This is a genomic window from Streptomyces sp. AM 4-1-1, assembly GCF_029167625.1.
Taxonomy (GTDB): Bacteria; Actinomycetota; Actinomycetes; order Streptomycetales; family Streptomycetaceae; genus Streptomyces.
On sequence record NZ_CP119145.1, the window covers coordinates 674923 to 690598 of the forward strand.

10 protein-coding genes, 1 pseudogene and 1 riboswitch are annotated in these 15676 nt (G+C 68.8%); of the genes and pseudogenes, 6 read left to right on the forward strand and 5 right to left on the reverse strand.

Annotated elements, in window-relative coordinates:
* The first annotated feature begins 8 nt into the window (after positions 1–8).
* The 3 genes and pseudogenes from PZB75_RS02665 to PZB75_RS02675 all read left to right on the forward strand — a co-directional run bounded on the left by PZB75_RS02665 (position 9) and on the right by PZB75_RS02675 (position 5731).
* Entirely contained in the window at positions 9–1973 is a 1965-nt protein-coding gene (locus PZB75_RS02665) for an integrase (protein ID WP_275533668.1), read from the forward strand.
* On the forward strand, positions 1967–3022 hold the full coding sequence (locus PZB75_RS02670; RefSeq protein WP_275533669.1) for an ATP-binding protein: 1056 nt from the start codon (positions 1967–1969) through the stop codon (positions 3020–3022). Before PZB75_RS02665 ends, PZB75_RS02670 begins: the two co-directional genes overlap by 7 nt.
* Positions 3023–4190: 1168 nt before the next feature.
* Positions 4191–5731 (forward strand): annotated as a pseudogene (locus PZB75_RS02675) (ISL3 family transposase).
* A gap of 58 nt (positions 5732–5789) precedes the next feature.
* Here PZB75_RS02675 and PZB75_RS02680 read toward each other — a convergent pair.
* Together PZB75_RS02680 and PZB75_RS02685 are read right to left on the reverse strand one after the other, a co-directional pair.
* A complete protein-coding gene (locus tag PZB75_RS02680; protein WP_275533670.1) occupies positions 5790–6263 on the reverse strand; it encodes a hypothetical protein in 474 nt (157 codons plus the stop codon).
* The gene (locus tag PZB75_RS02685; RefSeq protein ID WP_275538557.1) at positions 6260–6916 is read right to left on the reverse strand and encodes a hypothetical protein; all 657 of its coding nucleotides are present in this window, start codon (positions 6914–6916) and stop codon (positions 6260–6262) included. Before PZB75_RS02685 ends, PZB75_RS02680 begins: the two co-directional genes overlap by 4 nt.
* Before the next feature lie 343 nt (positions 6917–7259).
* Between PZB75_RS02685 and PZB75_RS02690 the strand changes: the two genes are divergently transcribed.
* On the forward strand, positions 7260–8081 hold the full coding sequence (locus PZB75_RS02690) for a PhzF family phenazine biosynthesis protein (protein WP_275533671.1): 822 nt from the start codon (positions 7260–7262) through the stop codon (positions 8079–8081).
* A 123-nt stretch (positions 8082–8204) separates the two neighbouring features.
* On the opposite strand, the gene PZB75_RS02695 is transcribed toward PZB75_RS02690, so the two are convergent.
* On the reverse strand, positions 8205–8984 hold the full coding sequence (locus PZB75_RS02695; RefSeq protein WP_275533672.1) for a type II CAAX endopeptidase family protein: 780 nt from the start codon (positions 8982–8984) through the stop codon (positions 8205–8207).
* Between the two features lie 144 nt (positions 8985–9128).
* Complete coding sequence (locus PZB75_RS02700; protein WP_275533673.1) at positions 9129–10634, reverse strand: glutamate-cysteine ligase family protein; 1506 nt, start codon at positions 10632–10634, stop codon at positions 9129–9131.
* A gap of 490 nt (positions 10635–11124) precedes the next feature.
* Between PZB75_RS02700 and PZB75_RS02705 the strand changes: the two genes are divergently transcribed.
* Entirely contained in the window at positions 11125–11721 is a 597-nt protein-coding gene (locus PZB75_RS02705) for a hypothetical protein (protein WP_275533674.1), read from the forward strand.
* A 335-nt stretch (positions 11722–12056) separates the two neighbouring features.
* Complete coding sequence (locus tag PZB75_RS02710; RefSeq protein WP_275533675.1) at positions 12057–12263, forward strand: DUF5999 family protein; 207 nt, start codon at positions 12057–12059, stop codon at positions 12261–12263.
* A gap of 132 nt (positions 12264–12395) precedes the next feature.
* On the opposite strand, the gene gcvP is transcribed toward PZB75_RS02710, so the two are convergent.
* Positions 12396–15281, reverse strand: coding sequence for an aminomethyl-transferring glycine dehydrogenase (gene gcvP, locus PZB75_RS02715; RefSeq protein WP_275533676.1), 2886 nt, complete (start codon positions 15279–15281; stop codon positions 12396–12398).
* A gap of 195 nt (positions 15282–15476) precedes the next feature.
* Positions 15477–15573, reverse strand: a riboswitch (glycine riboswitch).
* Positions 15574–15676: the final 103 nt, after the last annotated feature.

Sequence of the window (15676 nt, forward strand, 5' to 3'; positions counted from 1 at the left end):
GCGCGGGCATGCTCATCGACCAGGTTCATCTCCAGGCTGCCGAGGACTTCGCCGTTCTCGGCACCGGCGAGCGGGCCGCTCTCGGCTCGGCAGCGCTACTGGACCATCTCCCGGAGAAGGCTGCGGAGCGGGCGTTGTGGTGGCAGCACCACTTGGTCGAGGTTCTGACGGGTCTGCCGCCGGATGCTCCGGAGGGAACTCTGCCCCGGCCCGAATACGACCCTTCGTGCCGGTCGCTTGCGGAACGCGAGCGGGCCAAGGCCGCGGAGCTGGCCGTTCTGGGCGAGGAGATCAGTGCACGGACGGTCAAGCGCAAGCGGCAGCGTTATGAGGCCGGCGGGGTTGCCGCGGTGGTGGACCATCGCCTCGCCCCGCACGCTTCGCTGCTGGGCCGGGCCGATCCTCGGGTGGTGGCGGCGATGCGCCAGGCCATTGCGGAAAGCGTCCCGGCGTCCACCCGCACGATCGAGTACGCGCGTTGGCGGACTGGCCGCATCCTGGCCGCCGAGCACGGCGAGAACGTGGTGGAAATGCCGTCGCGGGCGACGTTCTACCGCCTGTTCACGAAGCTGTCCGGCGGTATCTCGGTGACCGGGTCGGCCCGCACTCGCCAGTCGCTGGCCAACCAGCCGGAGGGGCCGTTCCGTTACGAGCAGGTCGCGGCGCCGGGCGAGTTGATGCAGATCGACTCCACCCCGCTGGACGTGCTGGTGCGGCTTGAGGAAGGGGTGCCCGGCAGGGTCGAGCTCTGCGGCCTGGTCGATGTCGCCACCCGCACCATCGCCGCCGCGGTCGTGCGGCCCACCACCAAGTCGGTGGACGCCTCCCTGCTGCTGGCCCGTGCTCTGACCCCGGAGCTGATGCGGCCCGGCTGGTCAGATGCGCTGAAGATGTCCCGTTCCGTCCTGCCGCACCGCAGGCTGCTGTCGCTGGACGAGCGGTTGGAACACGCGGCGGCCCGGCCGGTGATCATCCCGGAGACCATTGTCTGCGACCGGGGCAAGGCCTTCATCTCTGAGAACTTTCGCGCCGCATGCCGAACCCTGGAGATCAACTTTCAACCCTGCCATCCACGCTCACCTGCGGAGAAGCCCCACATCGAGCGGACGCTCGAATCGGTGGCCACGCTGTTCTGCCAGTTCCTTTCCGGCTACCTGGGCCGCACGGCCGAGCATCGCGGACGGAACATCGAGGACGAGCCCTTGTGGTCGATGCTGGAGATCCAGGCACTTCTGGACGAGTGGCTCATCCACTGGCAGAACAGGCAGCATGACGGGCTCCGGGATCCCGGCAGTCCCGGCCGCACCTTCACGCCGAACCAGAAGTACGCCAGCCTTCTCGAGAGTGCCGACTATGTTCCCCTGGCCCTGACCGGGGACGACTACGTCGAACTGCTGCCCGTGACCTGGCGGGCGGTCAACTCCTACGGCATCAAGATCAGCCACCGCATCTACGACTGCGCGGATCTGGGCCCCTTCCGGCGCCAGCCCTCCGGGGTCGCCCGCAAGAAGAACCTGTGGGAGATCCACCGCGACCCCTACGACGCCAGCTGGATCTGGGTCCGCAACCACTGGGAGGGCGGCTGGATTCCCGTCCCCTGGAAGCACCTCGGCACCGTCCCACAGCCCTTCGGCGATCTGGCCTGGGACCACGCCGCGGCCGACCTGCGTCAGAAGGGCGAGAGTGACCCGACCGAGGAACAGATCACCCAGGCGGTCGCAGAGCTTCTGATCCGGGCCAACCAGGGCCCTGGCAGCGGCGGGAAGCGGCCATCCCGGCGCGGCCGGAGAGTCGCCGCCCGGACCAGGGCCGCCGCCGAAGGCACCGGGCCTCGGCCGCCGAAGCCGCCCCGGGCAGACGACCCGCAGCCTCATGACGACGAGGAAGCGGACAACACGCAGGACGATCCGGTCGCGAATGTCATCCCGCTCGGCGTCTTCGACCCCTTCAAGGAGGCTGACAAGCGATGGTGACCGCAACCGATCAGCAGCCGGCACCCGGTCGGCAGGCCGGATGGCGACAGGCCCTGGATCAGGACGAACTGCACCGCTACCTCACGACCTTGGAGGGCTGGCGAGAGTTCACCACTCAAGATCCGGTCCCGCCCGACCTGTTGCCCGACAACATCCTCGCCGGGTTGGACCCGGACGCGCGGCAGGACTACGACGACAGCCGTCTCGACTACCACACGCGTCTGACCGTGGCCGCGACCTCCACCTTGCGCACCGTCGTTCATACCGGCAGGCGGCTGACCCTGCTGAATCGCCATGCGATCAGTGCCCGCCGGGGCCTGATCCTGTCCGGCCCGGCCGGCACCGGGAAGACCACCGCGCTGACCCAGTTCGGCAAGACCATCGAGGCCATCGACAAGCGTCAGCACCCGGGCATCGGCGGCCGCATCCCTGTCGTCTACGTCACCGTCCCACCCGCCGCGACCTCACGCATGCTAGCCGTGGAGTTCGCCCGATTCCTGGGTCTGCCCGTCACCGTCCGCGCCAACATCACCGACGTGATCGAGGCCGTCTGCGGTGTCCTCATCGACGCGAGAGTCAGCGTCGTGTGTGTCGATGAGCTGCACAACCTGTCCCTCACGACCCGCAGCGGCGCCGAGGTCTCGGACACCCTGAAGTACTTCTCCGAGCGCATCCCCGCCACCTTCGTCTATGCAGGAATCGACCTGGAAGCGAACGGACTGTTCGACGGCACCCGGGGACGACAGATCGCCGGCCGGTTCGGAGTCATCGAAACCGTCGCCTTCCCTCGCACCGAGGAGTGGAACGGCCTGGTCACCACCCTCGAACAGGCCCTACGACTGCACCACCACCAGCCGGGGACTCTGGAAGGGCTGGCCCACTACCTCCACGACCGCACCGGCGGCATGATCGGCTCGCTGTCCCACCTCATCCGCGGCGCCGCCCTCGACGCCATCCTGGACGGCACCGAGAAGATCACCCGCAAGTCCCTGCAGAACGTGAAACTCGACCGCGCGGCCGAGACCCGGAAGTCCAAACCGGCCTCATGAGCATCGTCGAGAGCGGCGTGATCAGCGGGAACCTCCGCCTGCTGCCCGTCCAGGTCCGCCCGCGAGGCGGCGAAGGAGTCCGGGCGTTCATCGTTCGCCTCGCCCACGCAAACCACCTGATTCCGGTCTATCTGCGGATGTTCCTCTGCGAACCGCCCGATCATCGAGGCCTCCCGAGTTGGTCGCGGCTGGCGGCCGTCACGGGCCGCGATCCGGACTTCCTGCGGATCACGCCGGAGACCCGACACTGTCTGGAGTGCGGGGCCGCCATGCCGCCTCTCGGCATCCTTGGACGTCAGGCTCTGCGTTGTTCGCAGGCTTGCCGCCAGAAGGTATACCGCAGACGCCACCCGTTCAGCGAGTGGCTGCGAGTGCCCTGCCGGCAGTGCGGCGAGACCATGCGGGTTAGGCCCGGACGGCGCCGTCACCTGTGCTCATCGCGCTGTCGTCGGGACGCTTATCTCGAACGACAGCGACGTCGCCAAGAACGATCCGACCAGACCGGGGAAACCAAACCACCCCTGTGTCCCATCTGTGAGCGTCCTTTGCCGCCCGGAAGTCCTTCTTCGAGACGGAGAACGTGTTCCCAACCGTGTCGTCAGCAGGCATACCGCTGGCGAAGTGCATCACCGCCTCGCCCTGTTCCCTCCCCGGCTGAAGCAGCGGAACCCCCGTCGCAGCCCCCGTCACCACGGCTCTGCGAGATCTGCTCGGCCACACTGCCTCCCGGCCCCAGCGGCGAACCTGCTCTCACCGCTGTCGCCAGCAGGCTTACCGATGGCGCATCAAACCGCCACCAACTTCGCCCCCGCCTCCCGAACCCGCAGCTTCATTCCACACGGCCGGGGCGAGGGCTGCCGCCCTCGCCCCGGCCCAGATCACACCGTCCTGCACGGTCTGCGCAGGACCACTGCCGACAGGTCGCGGTCGGGCTCAACGACGGACCTGTTCGCACCGTTGCCGGCAGAAGGCATATCGCCAACGACAGCCGATCCGCTGACCAGGGTCCATATCAGCTGAGATTTTCGACGCCCCCGCGTCTCAAATGATTTGGTCGTCACAGGTCACAGACCTGCCCCGAGACCAGATCATCTGCGACGGGTCATCTGTCAAACGTTCGGCTCTGTCTCACATTCGGTGGTGACTCTGCGTGGTGAGTGTCGTTGACATCGATGTGATGGATGTCAACCAACTTGCGCAGATGGTATTTGCGGGGATATCTCCGCTGGTCATTGAGGATGTGGTCGACGAGGGCGAGCGGGTCGTGGTGAGGGCGCGGACTCCGCAGAAGACCGCGCCCTGCCCCGTGTGCGGGGCCTCGTCGGGGCGCGTTCACGGGTATCACTGGCGGACCGTGGCCGACGTACCGGTCGACGGCCGACGAGTGGTGGTCCGTGTACGGGTGCGGCGTCTGGTCTGTCCGACACACGGCTGCCGTCACACCTTCCGCGAGCAGGTGCCCGGGGTGCTGGAGCGTTATCAGCGACGCACCACCCGCCTGACCGCGCAGGTCAAGGCGGTATTCAAGGAGTTAGCGGGCCGGGCAGGGACGCGCGTACTGGCGATACTCGCTGTAGGCCTGTCGCGTCACACGGCTCTGCGGGCCCTGTTGCGGATTCCGTTGCCCACGGGACGGGCGCCCCGCGTGATCGGCGTCGACGATTTCGCTCTGCGCCGGCGGCACCGCTATGCCACCGTGGTGATCGACGCCGAGACCCATGAGCGGATCGACGTGCTGCCCGACCGCACGGCTGACACTCTGGAAGCCTGGCTGCGCGAACATCGGAGCGTCGAGATCGTGTGCCGTGACGGCTCGGCGACCTACGCCGAGGCCATCCGCCGCGCTCTGCCCGATGCAGTGCAGGTCGGTGACCGCCGGCATTTATGGCACAACCTGTGCGAAGCCGCCCTGAGCGAGATCAAGGCGCACAGCACCTGCTGGGCCACCGTGCTGGAGGCGCCCCTGTATGACGGGCCCCGCGCACGGACCACCCTGGAGCGCTGGCACCAGATTCACGACCTCCTCGACCAGGGCGTGGGTCTCCTCGAGTGCGGCCGCCGTCTGCATCTGGCCCTGAATACCGTCAAACGCTATGCCCGAGCCGACCGGCCCGAGCGGATGCTCCGCGTCCCGAAATACCGCGCCAGCCTCGTCGATCCCTACCGCGAGCACCTGCGCAAACGCCGGGCTGACGACCCCGCCGTCCCCGTCCAGCACCTCTTCGGAGAGATCAAGGCCCTTGGCTTCACGGGCTGCCTCAACCTCCTGCACAAGTACATCAACCAAGGGCGCGCGGACGCCGACCGCAGCCATATCTCCGCACGCAGACTCGCCGGATGCTCCTCACCAGGCCCGACAACCTCAAGGCCGAGCACCACGACCTCCTGGCCCGGCTCACCGCCGCCTGCCCCGAGTTGACCCAACTGGCAACCCACATCCGGACCTTCGCTCTACTTCTGAAGCCTCAGCCAGAAAACGCCGATGCACTCGACCGATGGGTCGCCCAGGTCCGCGCGGCCGATCTGCCGTATCTGCACGCCTTCACCCGCGGTCTCGAGCGAGACCGCGACGCTGTGATCGCCGCATTCACACTCCCGTACAGCAACGGCCCGACCGAGGGCGTCAACACCAAGACCAAGCGGATTGCCCGCCAGATGCACGGACGAGCAGGCTTCACCCTCCTTCGCCACCGCATCCTCCTCGGATAACACCACGCAGAGTCACCACCGAATGTGAGACAGAGCCGCTCTTTTGACAGTCCCTGGGCTATGTCTGACCTCCGTGTCGATGAGCGTTCCAGAGGCGTCTGAGGGCTTCGAGTTCGGTTCGAGGGAAGTGTTCACCCCATTTACCTCGGTAGCCGCTCTCGTCGTAGGTCTGAACCACCTCGTCGAAGCAGCGGATCACGGCTCGAGCTAGCGCGTCGACGTCGAGTTGGCTCGACCAGATTTCGGTGCCCTTGTTGTCGTGGTCGCTGCCGCGGCGCAATTCCAGGAGGCGAACCCAGGCGTCGTCGCCCTGGCGGTAGAAGATCCACCGGAAGGCGGTGGGCTCGGCTTCGAACTGCGCTCGGGTGTCCGTCTCGCCTGAGACGAGCCGGGCCACGGCAGTCAGGAGCTCCTCTGGGGCGTTAGTGATGTAGGACGCGGTGAGCTCGACTTGGGCCTTTTCGTCTTCAACTGTGCAGTTGGCCCAGCCATGTCCGTTGAGCGTCCAGGCCATGCGCATGCCGGTAGTCACGTCCATTCCGTACCGAGCGGCGTCGGCGGTATGCCCGGCGCGGGAAGAGCGAGAACGCGGGCAAGGGCGGCGGCCAGAGGAACGGAGTGGTGAGGCAGGTGCTCGGAAACCCAGTCCGTTGCCGCCGCGAGAAACTCGGTCAGGTCGTGCTCTGCACTGGCGAGCAGCTGGCGGAGCTCGGTGACTGACAGTTCGATCACTGGACTGTCATTCCGGTCGGTGTCGACGGTGAGGCGGATGGTATCCCCATGGCGCTCGGCCAGCGACGGCTGCGGATCGTGGCCGTACCCGATGATGCCGCTGCCGTCGAGGACCTGGTACCAGTCGGGCCAGTCCTCCAGTCCGTCACAGCAGCCAGGCGAGAAGGTGATGCCCGTGGCGATCTCCGTGACACGCAGGCCGCCCGCCGCATAGAGGTTGTCGAGGTTCAGCAGCCCGTGGAGGAAGCCACTGAGAGGCTCGGCTGGCCGAGGCGGAAGGTCGCCATCGTCTGCGGGGTCCACGTCATTGCAGGCGGCGATGCGCATGAGCGCCGTCCCGATCTCGACGGGTGAGAGTTCACCGCTGAGCGGCAGGAAGTTGAACCGCTCGGTCTCGGCGACAGGCCAGAGGTCGAAGCCATCGGGGGTGTTCATCTCCAGTACAGGCTGCATCACGATCACCTGGCGAAGTGTTCCCCATCCGTCACCGACGTCGCCTCCCGATTACGCCGAGCATCCTCGTCTCCGCCAGCCTCAAATAGCTAGCGACTGTTCTGCGGCCAGGGCCCAGGCGTACGGGTGGGATCCCGGGCCGGACCGGGCCCGGGGCTGGCTCACTTTCAACGAGGCTGGACAGTTCGGCCCATCTTCCATGAGACGGATTGAGCAGTGGCCCAGTTTCGCTGAGACGGACCGTCGTCGACCCACCTTCAATGAGACGTCCCCCAGCTTCGATGAGACAAGTCACCGGGATTGGCCCTGTCGCCCTCTTCCCGGCCGCTCTACGGTCATGGCCATGAGGATTCGAATCGTGGACGCGTTCACCGACCGCCCTTTCGCGGGCAACCCGGCGGGGGTTCTCCTGCTGGATTCCGCGGCCTTCCCCGAAGACGACCGGCTTCAGCGGATCGCCACGGAGGTGAATCTCTCGGAGACGGCCTTCGCCCACCCCCTTCCGCCGGGCGGCGAGGCGGACTGGGCACTGCGCTGGTTCACCCCGACCACCGAGGTCGACATGTGCGGACACGCCACTCTCGCCACCGCCCATGTCCTGCACACCACGGGCACGGCGACGGGGACCGTGCGCTTCACCGCGCGCTGCGGAATCCTGACGTCGGTCGCCCACCCGGACGGCTCGCTCACACTCGACTTCCCCACCGCCCCGCTGACACCGGCCGCCGCCCCCGTCGGCCTGGCCGCCGCGCTGGGCGCCGAACCCGTCTCGGTCCACGACACCGGGACACACCTCGGTGATCTGCTCGTCGAGCTGGCCGACGAGGCGACCGTCCGGGGCCTGACACCGGACTTCGCCGCACTCGCCGCGTGTTCACGCCGTGGCGTCATCGCCACCGCCGCGGCCAGTGATCCCTCCCCCGGCCACGACTACGTCTCGCGCGGCTTCTTCCCCAGGGTCGGCATCGACGAGGACCCGGTGACCGGCAGCGCGCACACCGCCCTGGCCCCCTTCTGGTCGGCCAGGCTGGGCCGAGACGAACTGACCGGCCTCCAGGCGTCGGCCCGCTCGGGCCTGGTCCGCACCGCGCTGCGCGGCGAGCGCACCCTGCTGACCGGCGACGCCGTCACCGTCATCGAGGGCGAACTCCTCACCGGCGTCTGACAGCCCCGGTAGGTCCCCTCCTCCTCCCGCCGCCACCGAAGCCGAAAGGGGCGCACGGGTCCTCCCCGTACACCCCTTTCCCTGCCCACCGCCCGCACCACCAGGTCCGCGCGGGTGCCCGCCTCACGGCGTGGGCAGCCAGCCCACCTTCCCGGCCAGCAGCGCGTACCCGACGAAGGCCCCGATGTCGAGCAGCGCGTGCGCCGCGACCAGCGGCCCGACCCGCCGCCACCGCCGGTACAACAGCACGAAGACGACTCCCATCACCATGTTGCCGACGAACCCGCCGACCCCCTGGTAGAGGTGGTACGAGCCGCGCAGTACGGAACTGGCGACGAGCGCGGCCATCGGTGTCCACCCCAACTGCCCGAGCCTGCGCAGCAGATAGCCGACGACGATCACCTCTTCGAGTACGGAGTTCTGGAGCGCCGAGAGGATCAGCACGGGAAACTTCCACCACACATGGGGCAGTGATTCCGGCACGACCGTCAGATTGAAACCGACGGCTCTGACCACCAGGTAGAACGCCAGCCCGGCGCTGCCGATCCCCGCCGCGATCAGCGCCCCGCGCCCCAGATCCGGCCATGGGCGGCTCCGGTCGAAACCGATGGTCCGCAGCCCGGCGCCCTCCCGGACCAGCAGATGCGCCACCAGGGCGACGGGCACCAGGGCCGTCGTGATGCCGAACAGCTGCCAGGCGAGATCCAGCCAGGGCCGTCCGGGCGCGTACGAGCTGTTGAGCGTCGCGGCCTGGTCCTTGAGACCACCTGGCTTTGTCAGCGACCCGACGAAGCTGATCAGTGCGGAGACTCCGCTCGCGCCCAGCGAGAGAGCCAGTACCAGCACCGTCTCGGACCTCAGGGTCCTCCGTGATACCGCCTGCTGGGGAAAAGAATCGGCCACCTGCCCCGCCTCCACCTGTACGCCTGCCTTCAGTCGCGTTTCCCGTCCCGCCGCCGCCGACTCCGTCGAGGGCCTCGAATGCGGGTACGAAGATCATGCGTGACAGGTGGGGGAACAAGCACCATTGCGACGGTGTGGCCCCCGTCAGGCCGCCGGAAACCCGGTCGGCCAGGTGTGCACGGGCTCCCCGCCGTGCATCAGCTCACCGTAACGCCGGGTGGTCGCGGCGAGCGCGGCGTCCCGGCCCAGCCCGGCCTCCCGTGCCCGATGGTACGTATCCGCCTGCCAGGAAGCCCCGTTGACCCGTCGCCGGCACCGCCCCTCGATCACCGCCAGATAGCGGTCGCGGTCCGCGGGCTCGATGTTCCACGCGTCGAGTCCGACGGCCGCCAGAGGCAGCAGTTCGTCCCGTACGAGTTTCACGACGGGCACCCTGGCCAGCTGCCCCGAACGGCCGGGACGCGGCCAGAGCAGTTCGGCGTCGATGCCGTGCCGGCAGGCCGTCTCGAAGTTCTCGGCCGCGGCGGCGAAGGGCATCCGCGTCCACACCGGGCGGGACTCCTCGGCGAGCGCCCGCACCAGACCGTAGTAGAGCGCGGCGTTGGCGATCACATCGGTGACGGTCGGCCCGGCCGGCAACACCCGGTTCTCCACCCGCAGATGGGGTACGCCGTCGGCGACTCCGTACACCGGCCTGTTCCAGCGGTAGACCGTGCCGTTGTGCAGCACGAGTTCGTGGAGGCTCGGCACACCGCCCTCGTCGAGCACCCGCAGCGGGGACTCGTCGTCACAGATCGGCAGCAGGGGCGGGAAGTAGCGCAGGTTCTCCTCGAACAGCTCGTAGGCCGAGCCGATCCACCGCTCCCCGAACCATGTCCTCGGGCGCACCCCCTGGTTCCGCAGTTCGGGCGGCCGGGTGTCCGTGGCCTGCTGGAACAGCGGCGGGCGCGACTCACGCCACAGCTCCTTGCCGAACAGGAACGGGGAGTTGGCACCCAGAGCTATCTGGACCGGGGCGATGGCCTGGGCGGTGTTCCACACATCCGCGAACCGGGCGGGTGTCACCTGCAGATGCAACTGCACGGACGTACAGGCAGCCTCCGGCGTGATCGAGGCGGACGTACAGAGCAGCCGCTCCACGCCCTCGATGTGCAGTACGAAATCCTCGCCCCGGGCCGCCACGATCTGATCGTTGAGCAGGGTGTAGCGGTCCACGTCCGAGAGATTCGCCGAGATCAAGTCCGCGCGGCCGAGCGTCGGCAGGATTCCGATCATCATGATCCCGGCATCGACCTCGCTCGCCTTCCGATGGGCATATCCGAGGCCGATGCGAAGTTCCTCCGCGAGCCGGTCGAAGACCCGTCGTTCCAAGCGGTGCGGGACTATGTTGACTTCCAGGTTGAACATCCCGAGTTCGGTCTGGAAATCCCGGCTCGCGATCCGTTGGAGAACTTCGCCATTCATCATTCTCGGCATGCCGTCGGGGCCCGCCAGATTGAGTTCGATCTCAAGCCCCACGAGATTTCTCGGCCGGTCGAACCTCCGCTCCTCCAGCAGCCGCCCCAGTCCCTCCAGGCATTGCTGGAGCTTCCTTCGGTAACTCCGCCGATCGGACAGATCCAAGGTACCCGCCACGACCTTCTCGCCCATCGAAGGGTCCCTCCTCGACCGGGCGCGGCCCGCGGCCCAGGCCGCTCGCCCCACGGTCGATAATGCCCAGCCGGGTGATCGACAACGCCCCCGCGGAGGGCGCAACCGCAGTAGTCTGACGATGGAGGCCCGCGGCACATTCCGTGGGCATGGTGATACACACTTTTCGCTTCCGGCGCGCGTCAAAACGCCAACGAGTTCCGGCCGACCACGAAAAAGCACGGAACCGCAGGCAATACGCGGTTCACTCGCACGGAATCAGCGGAATCTCCACATAAAACAGTCCTGATTCCCCCTTGTGAGCGATATCGGTGGCCGCTAGCGGAAACACCGTGTGAACGTGTGTCGTATAAACTCCGCGGATGAGGCAGTGAGCTGACGCGCCGGCCGCGTCACCGGCCTCCCTCTGGCACCACCCGCCGACAGTGCTGTCCGCATCGCACCACCCCGCCCACGCCACACGTGTCTCCCAAGTGAGAGGCGACCCACCATGCCGCTGCACGTCCCTCCGGCCCCCGCGCCGGCCCTGCGCAGTGTTCTCGCGGCCCTCGGTTCCCCCACCGCGGTCCGTGACGCCCGCACTCCCGCTCTCCGGTCCGTCCAGGGACCGTTCAGCCCCGAACTCCCCCTGCCCGTCCATGCGTTGGACCTCACCACACCGGGCGGAACCGCCCCGCTCACCCGGCTCGCCGCCTGGCGCTTCCTGATCCGCAGCCAGGGCCACCGCGCCGTCGCCGGCGCCGACACCATGCTCACCCCGGACGGCTGGGCGTTCTCGCACTTCTTCGAAGGCCCGTACATCGCGTCGACCGAACTGGCCCTGCGGCAGGCGGAGTCGGTCACCCAACCCGTCCAGCCCCGCCTGCTTTCCATCCCCGGCCTCTACATGCTGGCCCTGTGGCTGCACGGCGACACGACGTCCGACGCCACGGGTGGTGTCCTCTCCCCGTCCGACCTGCTGGTGCCGCTGGCTCCCGCCCCGCCGGGCATCGCCGCCCACCGCCCGCACCGGGCCGCCGATCTGCTCCCCGTGCTGGCCCTTCGCGGCATGACGGGCCCCGGCCCGCTGCTCGGCTCTCCCGCCTGACCCGTACCCCTCCTCCCGCTTCTCTCCAGCACCGCACCGCGCCCCACCACTCGAACTCACGTTCCGGGCGGTGGGGTGCGGCATTTCCCGGGGCGCACCACGGCCCGCCCGGACTAGTCCGGTCCGGCCACCCCGGACCACCCGAAGAGGCAGTGAAGTTCCGTCGAACCGCTCGGCCGGGTGACACGCCGCGGGCGAAGAAGACGGGCTGCGGCCAAATCCCTGCGGAACGACGCCCGTCGGGCAACACTGGGACCGGACCGACCGACCCTCGCGGTCACGCACCGGACACCGAACCGCAGGGCATTCCCCACGACGCAGCGAAAGAACCCGCCATGTGCCAGCATCAGCCCCCCTGCCCGACAGCAGACTCCGCCGACCGGGAAGCCGCCCGCCTGACGGCACACCATCCGGAACAGGGCTGGAGCCTGCTGTGCAACGGCGTCCTGCTCTTCGAGGACACCGGTGAGCTGCTTCCGGACGGGCGGATCATCGCTCCTCACCGGCCGCTGGAGACCGCCCGGATGGTGAGGGCCGCCTGACGGCGGACCGGCACGACGTGGAGGGGCCGGCCCGGAGATCTTCTCCGGGCCGGCCCCTCCACACATCCTGCCGTCCCCTGCGACGCCCACGGACCGGCCGGCCTGCCTGCCGTCGGTCGCCCTCCGGGAGCGTCAGCCGTCGTACTCGTCCAGCGGCGGGCACGAGCAGACCAGGTTCCGGTCACCGAAGGCACCGTCGATCCGGCGCACCGGAGGCCAGTACTTGTCGGCGGCCGAGACCCCGGCCGGGAACACCGCCTCCTCGCGGCTGTACGCGTGCTCCCAGGCACCGCTCAGCGCGGCGGCCGTGTGCGGCGCGTGGGTCAGCGGGTTGTCCTCCGCGGTCCACTCGCCCGACGCCACCTTCTCGATCTCGCCGCGGATGGCGATCATCGTGTCGCAGAAACGGTCGATCTCGGCGAGGTTCTCGCTCTCGGTCGGTTCGATCATCAGCGTGCCCGCCACCGGGAACGACATGGTCGGCGAGTGGAAGCCGTAGTCGATCAGGCGCTTGGCGATGTCGTCGATGCTGACCCCGGTCGCCCTGGAGATCGGCCGCAGGTCGACGATGCACTCATGGGCGACGAGACCGGCCGGGCCGTTGTACAGGATCGGGTAGTGCGGTTCGAGCCGCTTGGCGATGTAGTTGGCCGCGAGCACGGCGACCTGCGTCGCGCGCTTCAGCCCCTCGCCGCCCATCAGACGCACGTACGCCCATGAGATCGGCAGGATTCCGGCCGACCCCCACGGGGCCGCCGAGATCGGCCCGACACCGGTGTCCGGGCCCGCGGCGGGCTGGAGCGGGTGGTTGGGGAGGTACGGCGCGAGGTGCGCGCGGACACCGACCGGGCCGACGCCGGGGCCACCTCCGCCGTGCGGGATGCAGAACGTCTTGTGCAGGTTCAGGTGCGAGACGTCGCCGCCGAACCTCCCGGGCCTGGCGAGCCCGACCAGGGCGTTGAGGTTGGCACCGTCGACGTAGACCTGGCCGCCCGCCTCGTGCACCTCGGCGCAGATGTCGGCGACGTGCTCCTCGAACACCCCGTGGGTCGACGGGTAGGTGATCATGAGAACGGCGAGTTCGTCGCGGTGCTTCTCGATCTTGGCGCGCAGGTCCTCGATGTCGACCTCGCCGTCGTCGGCGGTCTTCACGACGACGACCTTCATGCCCGCCATCACGGCACTGGCCGCGTTGGTCCCGTGCGCGGAGGACGGGATGAGACAGACCGTCCGCCCCTCCTCGCCCTGGGCCCGGTGGTACGCCCGTACGGCGAGCAGGCCGGCGAACTCGCCCTGTGAACCGGCGTTGGGCTGCAACGACACGGCGTCGTACCCGGTGACCTCGGCCAGCCGCTCCTCCAGCTCACGGATGAGCGAGAGGAAGCCCTGAGCCTGCTCGGCCGGTGCGAAGGGGTGCAGCGCGCCGAACTCGGGCCAGGTGATGGACTCCATCTCGGCGGTGGCGTTCAGCTTCATCGTGCAGGAGCCGAGCGGGATCATGCCGCGGTCCAGCGCGTAGTCCCGCTCGGCGAGCCGGCGCAGGTAACGCAGCATCGCGGTCTCGGAGCGGTGCTGGTGGAAGACCGGGTGCGCGAGGTAGTCGTCGGTACGCAGCAGGGTCTCCGGCAGCGCGTCGGCCACGGAGGCGTCCAGGGCCTCGATGTCCCCCTCGGCACCGAAGGCCGCCCAGACGGCGGCGATCTGCGTGCGGGTGGTGGTCTCGTCGCAGGCCATCGAGACGTGGTCGGCGTCGACGAGCCGCAGGTTGACCCCGTGCTCACCCGCGTCGGCCACGACGGCGGCGGCCCGGCCCGCGGTCCGCACGGTCAGCGTGTCGAAGAAGGTGCCGGAGACGACCTCGACCCCGGTGGCCCGCAGCCCCTCCGCGAGGATGGTCGCGAAGCGGTGGGTGCGCCGGGCGATCGTCCGCAGCCCGTCGGGGCCGTGGTAGACCGCGTACATCCCGGCCATCACGGCCAGGAGCACCTGGGCGGTGCAGATGTTGCTGGTGGCCTTCTCGCGGCGGATGTGCTGCTCGCGGGTCTGGAGCGCCAGCCGGTACGCCTTGTTGCCGTCGACGTCGACCGAGACCCCGACGAGGCGGCCGGGCAGGCTGCGCGCGAACTTCTCACGTACGGCCATGAAGCCCGCGTGCGGCCCGCCGAAGCCCATCGGCACGCCGAAGCGCTGCGTGGTCCCGACCGCTATGTCCGCGCCCAGGTCCCCGGGCGAGGTGAGGAGCGTGAGCGCCAGCAGGTCGGCGGCGACGGTGACGACCGCGCCGAGTCCGTGGGCCTGTTCGACGACGGGCCTGATGTCCCGTACGGCTCCGGAGGCGCCCGGGTACTGGAGCAGCACACCGAAGACGCCGCGCTCGGCGATCTCGGCGGGGATGCCGTCGGCGAGGTCGGCGACGACGACCTCGACCCCGGTCGGTTCCGCGCGGGTACGGATCACCGCGACGGTCTGCGGCAGGGCGTCCGCGTCGATCAGGAAGACGCCGTTCTTGACCTTGCCGACGCGCCGCGACAGCGCCATGGCCTCGGCGGCGGCGGTTCCCTCGTCGAGCAGCGAGGCGCCGGAGGTGGGCAGCCCGGTCAGTTCGGCGACCATGGTCTGGAAGTTGAGCAGCGCCTCCAGGCGGCCCTGCGAGATCTCCGGCTGGTACGGGGTGTACGCCGTGTACCAGGCGGGGTTCTCCATGACGTTGCGGAGGATCACCGGCGGGGTGAAGGTGCCGTAGTAGCCGAGCCCGATCATCGGGGCGAGCACCTTGTTGCGGTCGGCGAGGGTGCGGAGCTCGGCCAGCACCTCGGCCTCGCTGCGCGCCTCCGGCAGCCGCAGCGCCTCGGCACTCCTGATCGCGTCGGGCACGGCGGCGGCGGTGAGCTCGTCCAGCGAGCCGTAACCGACCTGGGCGAGCATCTTGGCCTGGGCCTCGGCATCGGGCCCGATGTGGCGCTGCTCGAAGGGGATGCCCTGCTCCAGCTGGGAGAGCGGAGTGCGACGGGGGGTCATGGTGGAGGCCTCCTGGTCTGTGACGACCTTCGAGGGCACCACGGCGTGGGTGCCCGGACGGCCTCCCCCTCTGTCATCTCAACCTGAGAGCTTCACCGGCGGCCCTGTCGGGCGTACCGGTTTTCACCGTCGGTGAGGAAGGGTCCCGTCCCGGCACATGGCCCGTTCGACGCCCGCCCTGCTTTCCAGAGTGACCTCGTCCGCGCGGTACGTGAGCCTGAGAGATTCCGGGGAGGAGTTGCTCCTTCGGCGCCTCCGGACCTTCTCCGGAGGACTCTCCCGCGCGGGGTCAGCAGCCGTGTGCCAGCCTACCAGCGGGGCGGATGACCGAGGGCTCGAGTGGCCGACGCACCGGATCTGCTCTTGTCTGGTGCTCAAGGATGAGTCGCCACCAG

Coding starts and splice junctions, on each gene's coding strand:
- PZB75_RS02665 (WP_275533668.1), top strand. CDS start 9: ATGCTCATCGACCAGGTTCATCTCCAGGCTGCCGAGGACTTCGCCGTT.
- PZB75_RS02670 (WP_275533669.1), top strand. CDS start 1,967: ATGGTGACCGCAACCGATCAGCAGCCGGCACCCGGTCGGCAGGCCGGA.
- PZB75_RS02685 (WP_275538557.1), bottom strand. CDS start 6,916: ATGCAGCCTGTACTGGAGATGAACACCCCCGATGGCTTCGACCTCTGG.
- PZB75_RS02690 (WP_275533671.1), top strand. CDS start 7,260: ATGAGGATTCGAATCGTGGACGCGTTCACCGACCGCCCTTTCGCGGGC.
- PZB75_RS02700 (WP_275533673.1), bottom strand. CDS start 10,634: ATGGGCGAGAAGGTCGTGGCGGGTACCTTGGATCTGTCCGATCGGCGG.
- PZB75_RS02705 (WP_275533674.1), top strand. CDS start 11,125: ATGCCGCTGCACGTCCCTCCGGCCCCCGCGCCGGCCCTGCGCAGTGTT.
- PZB75_RS02710 (WP_275533675.1), top strand. CDS start 12,057: ATGTGCCAGCATCAGCCCCCCTGCCCGACAGCAGACTCCGCCGACCGG.
- gcvP (WP_275533676.1), bottom strand. CDS start 15,281: ATGACCCCCCGTCGCACTCCGCTCTCCCAGCTGGAGCAGGGCATCCCC.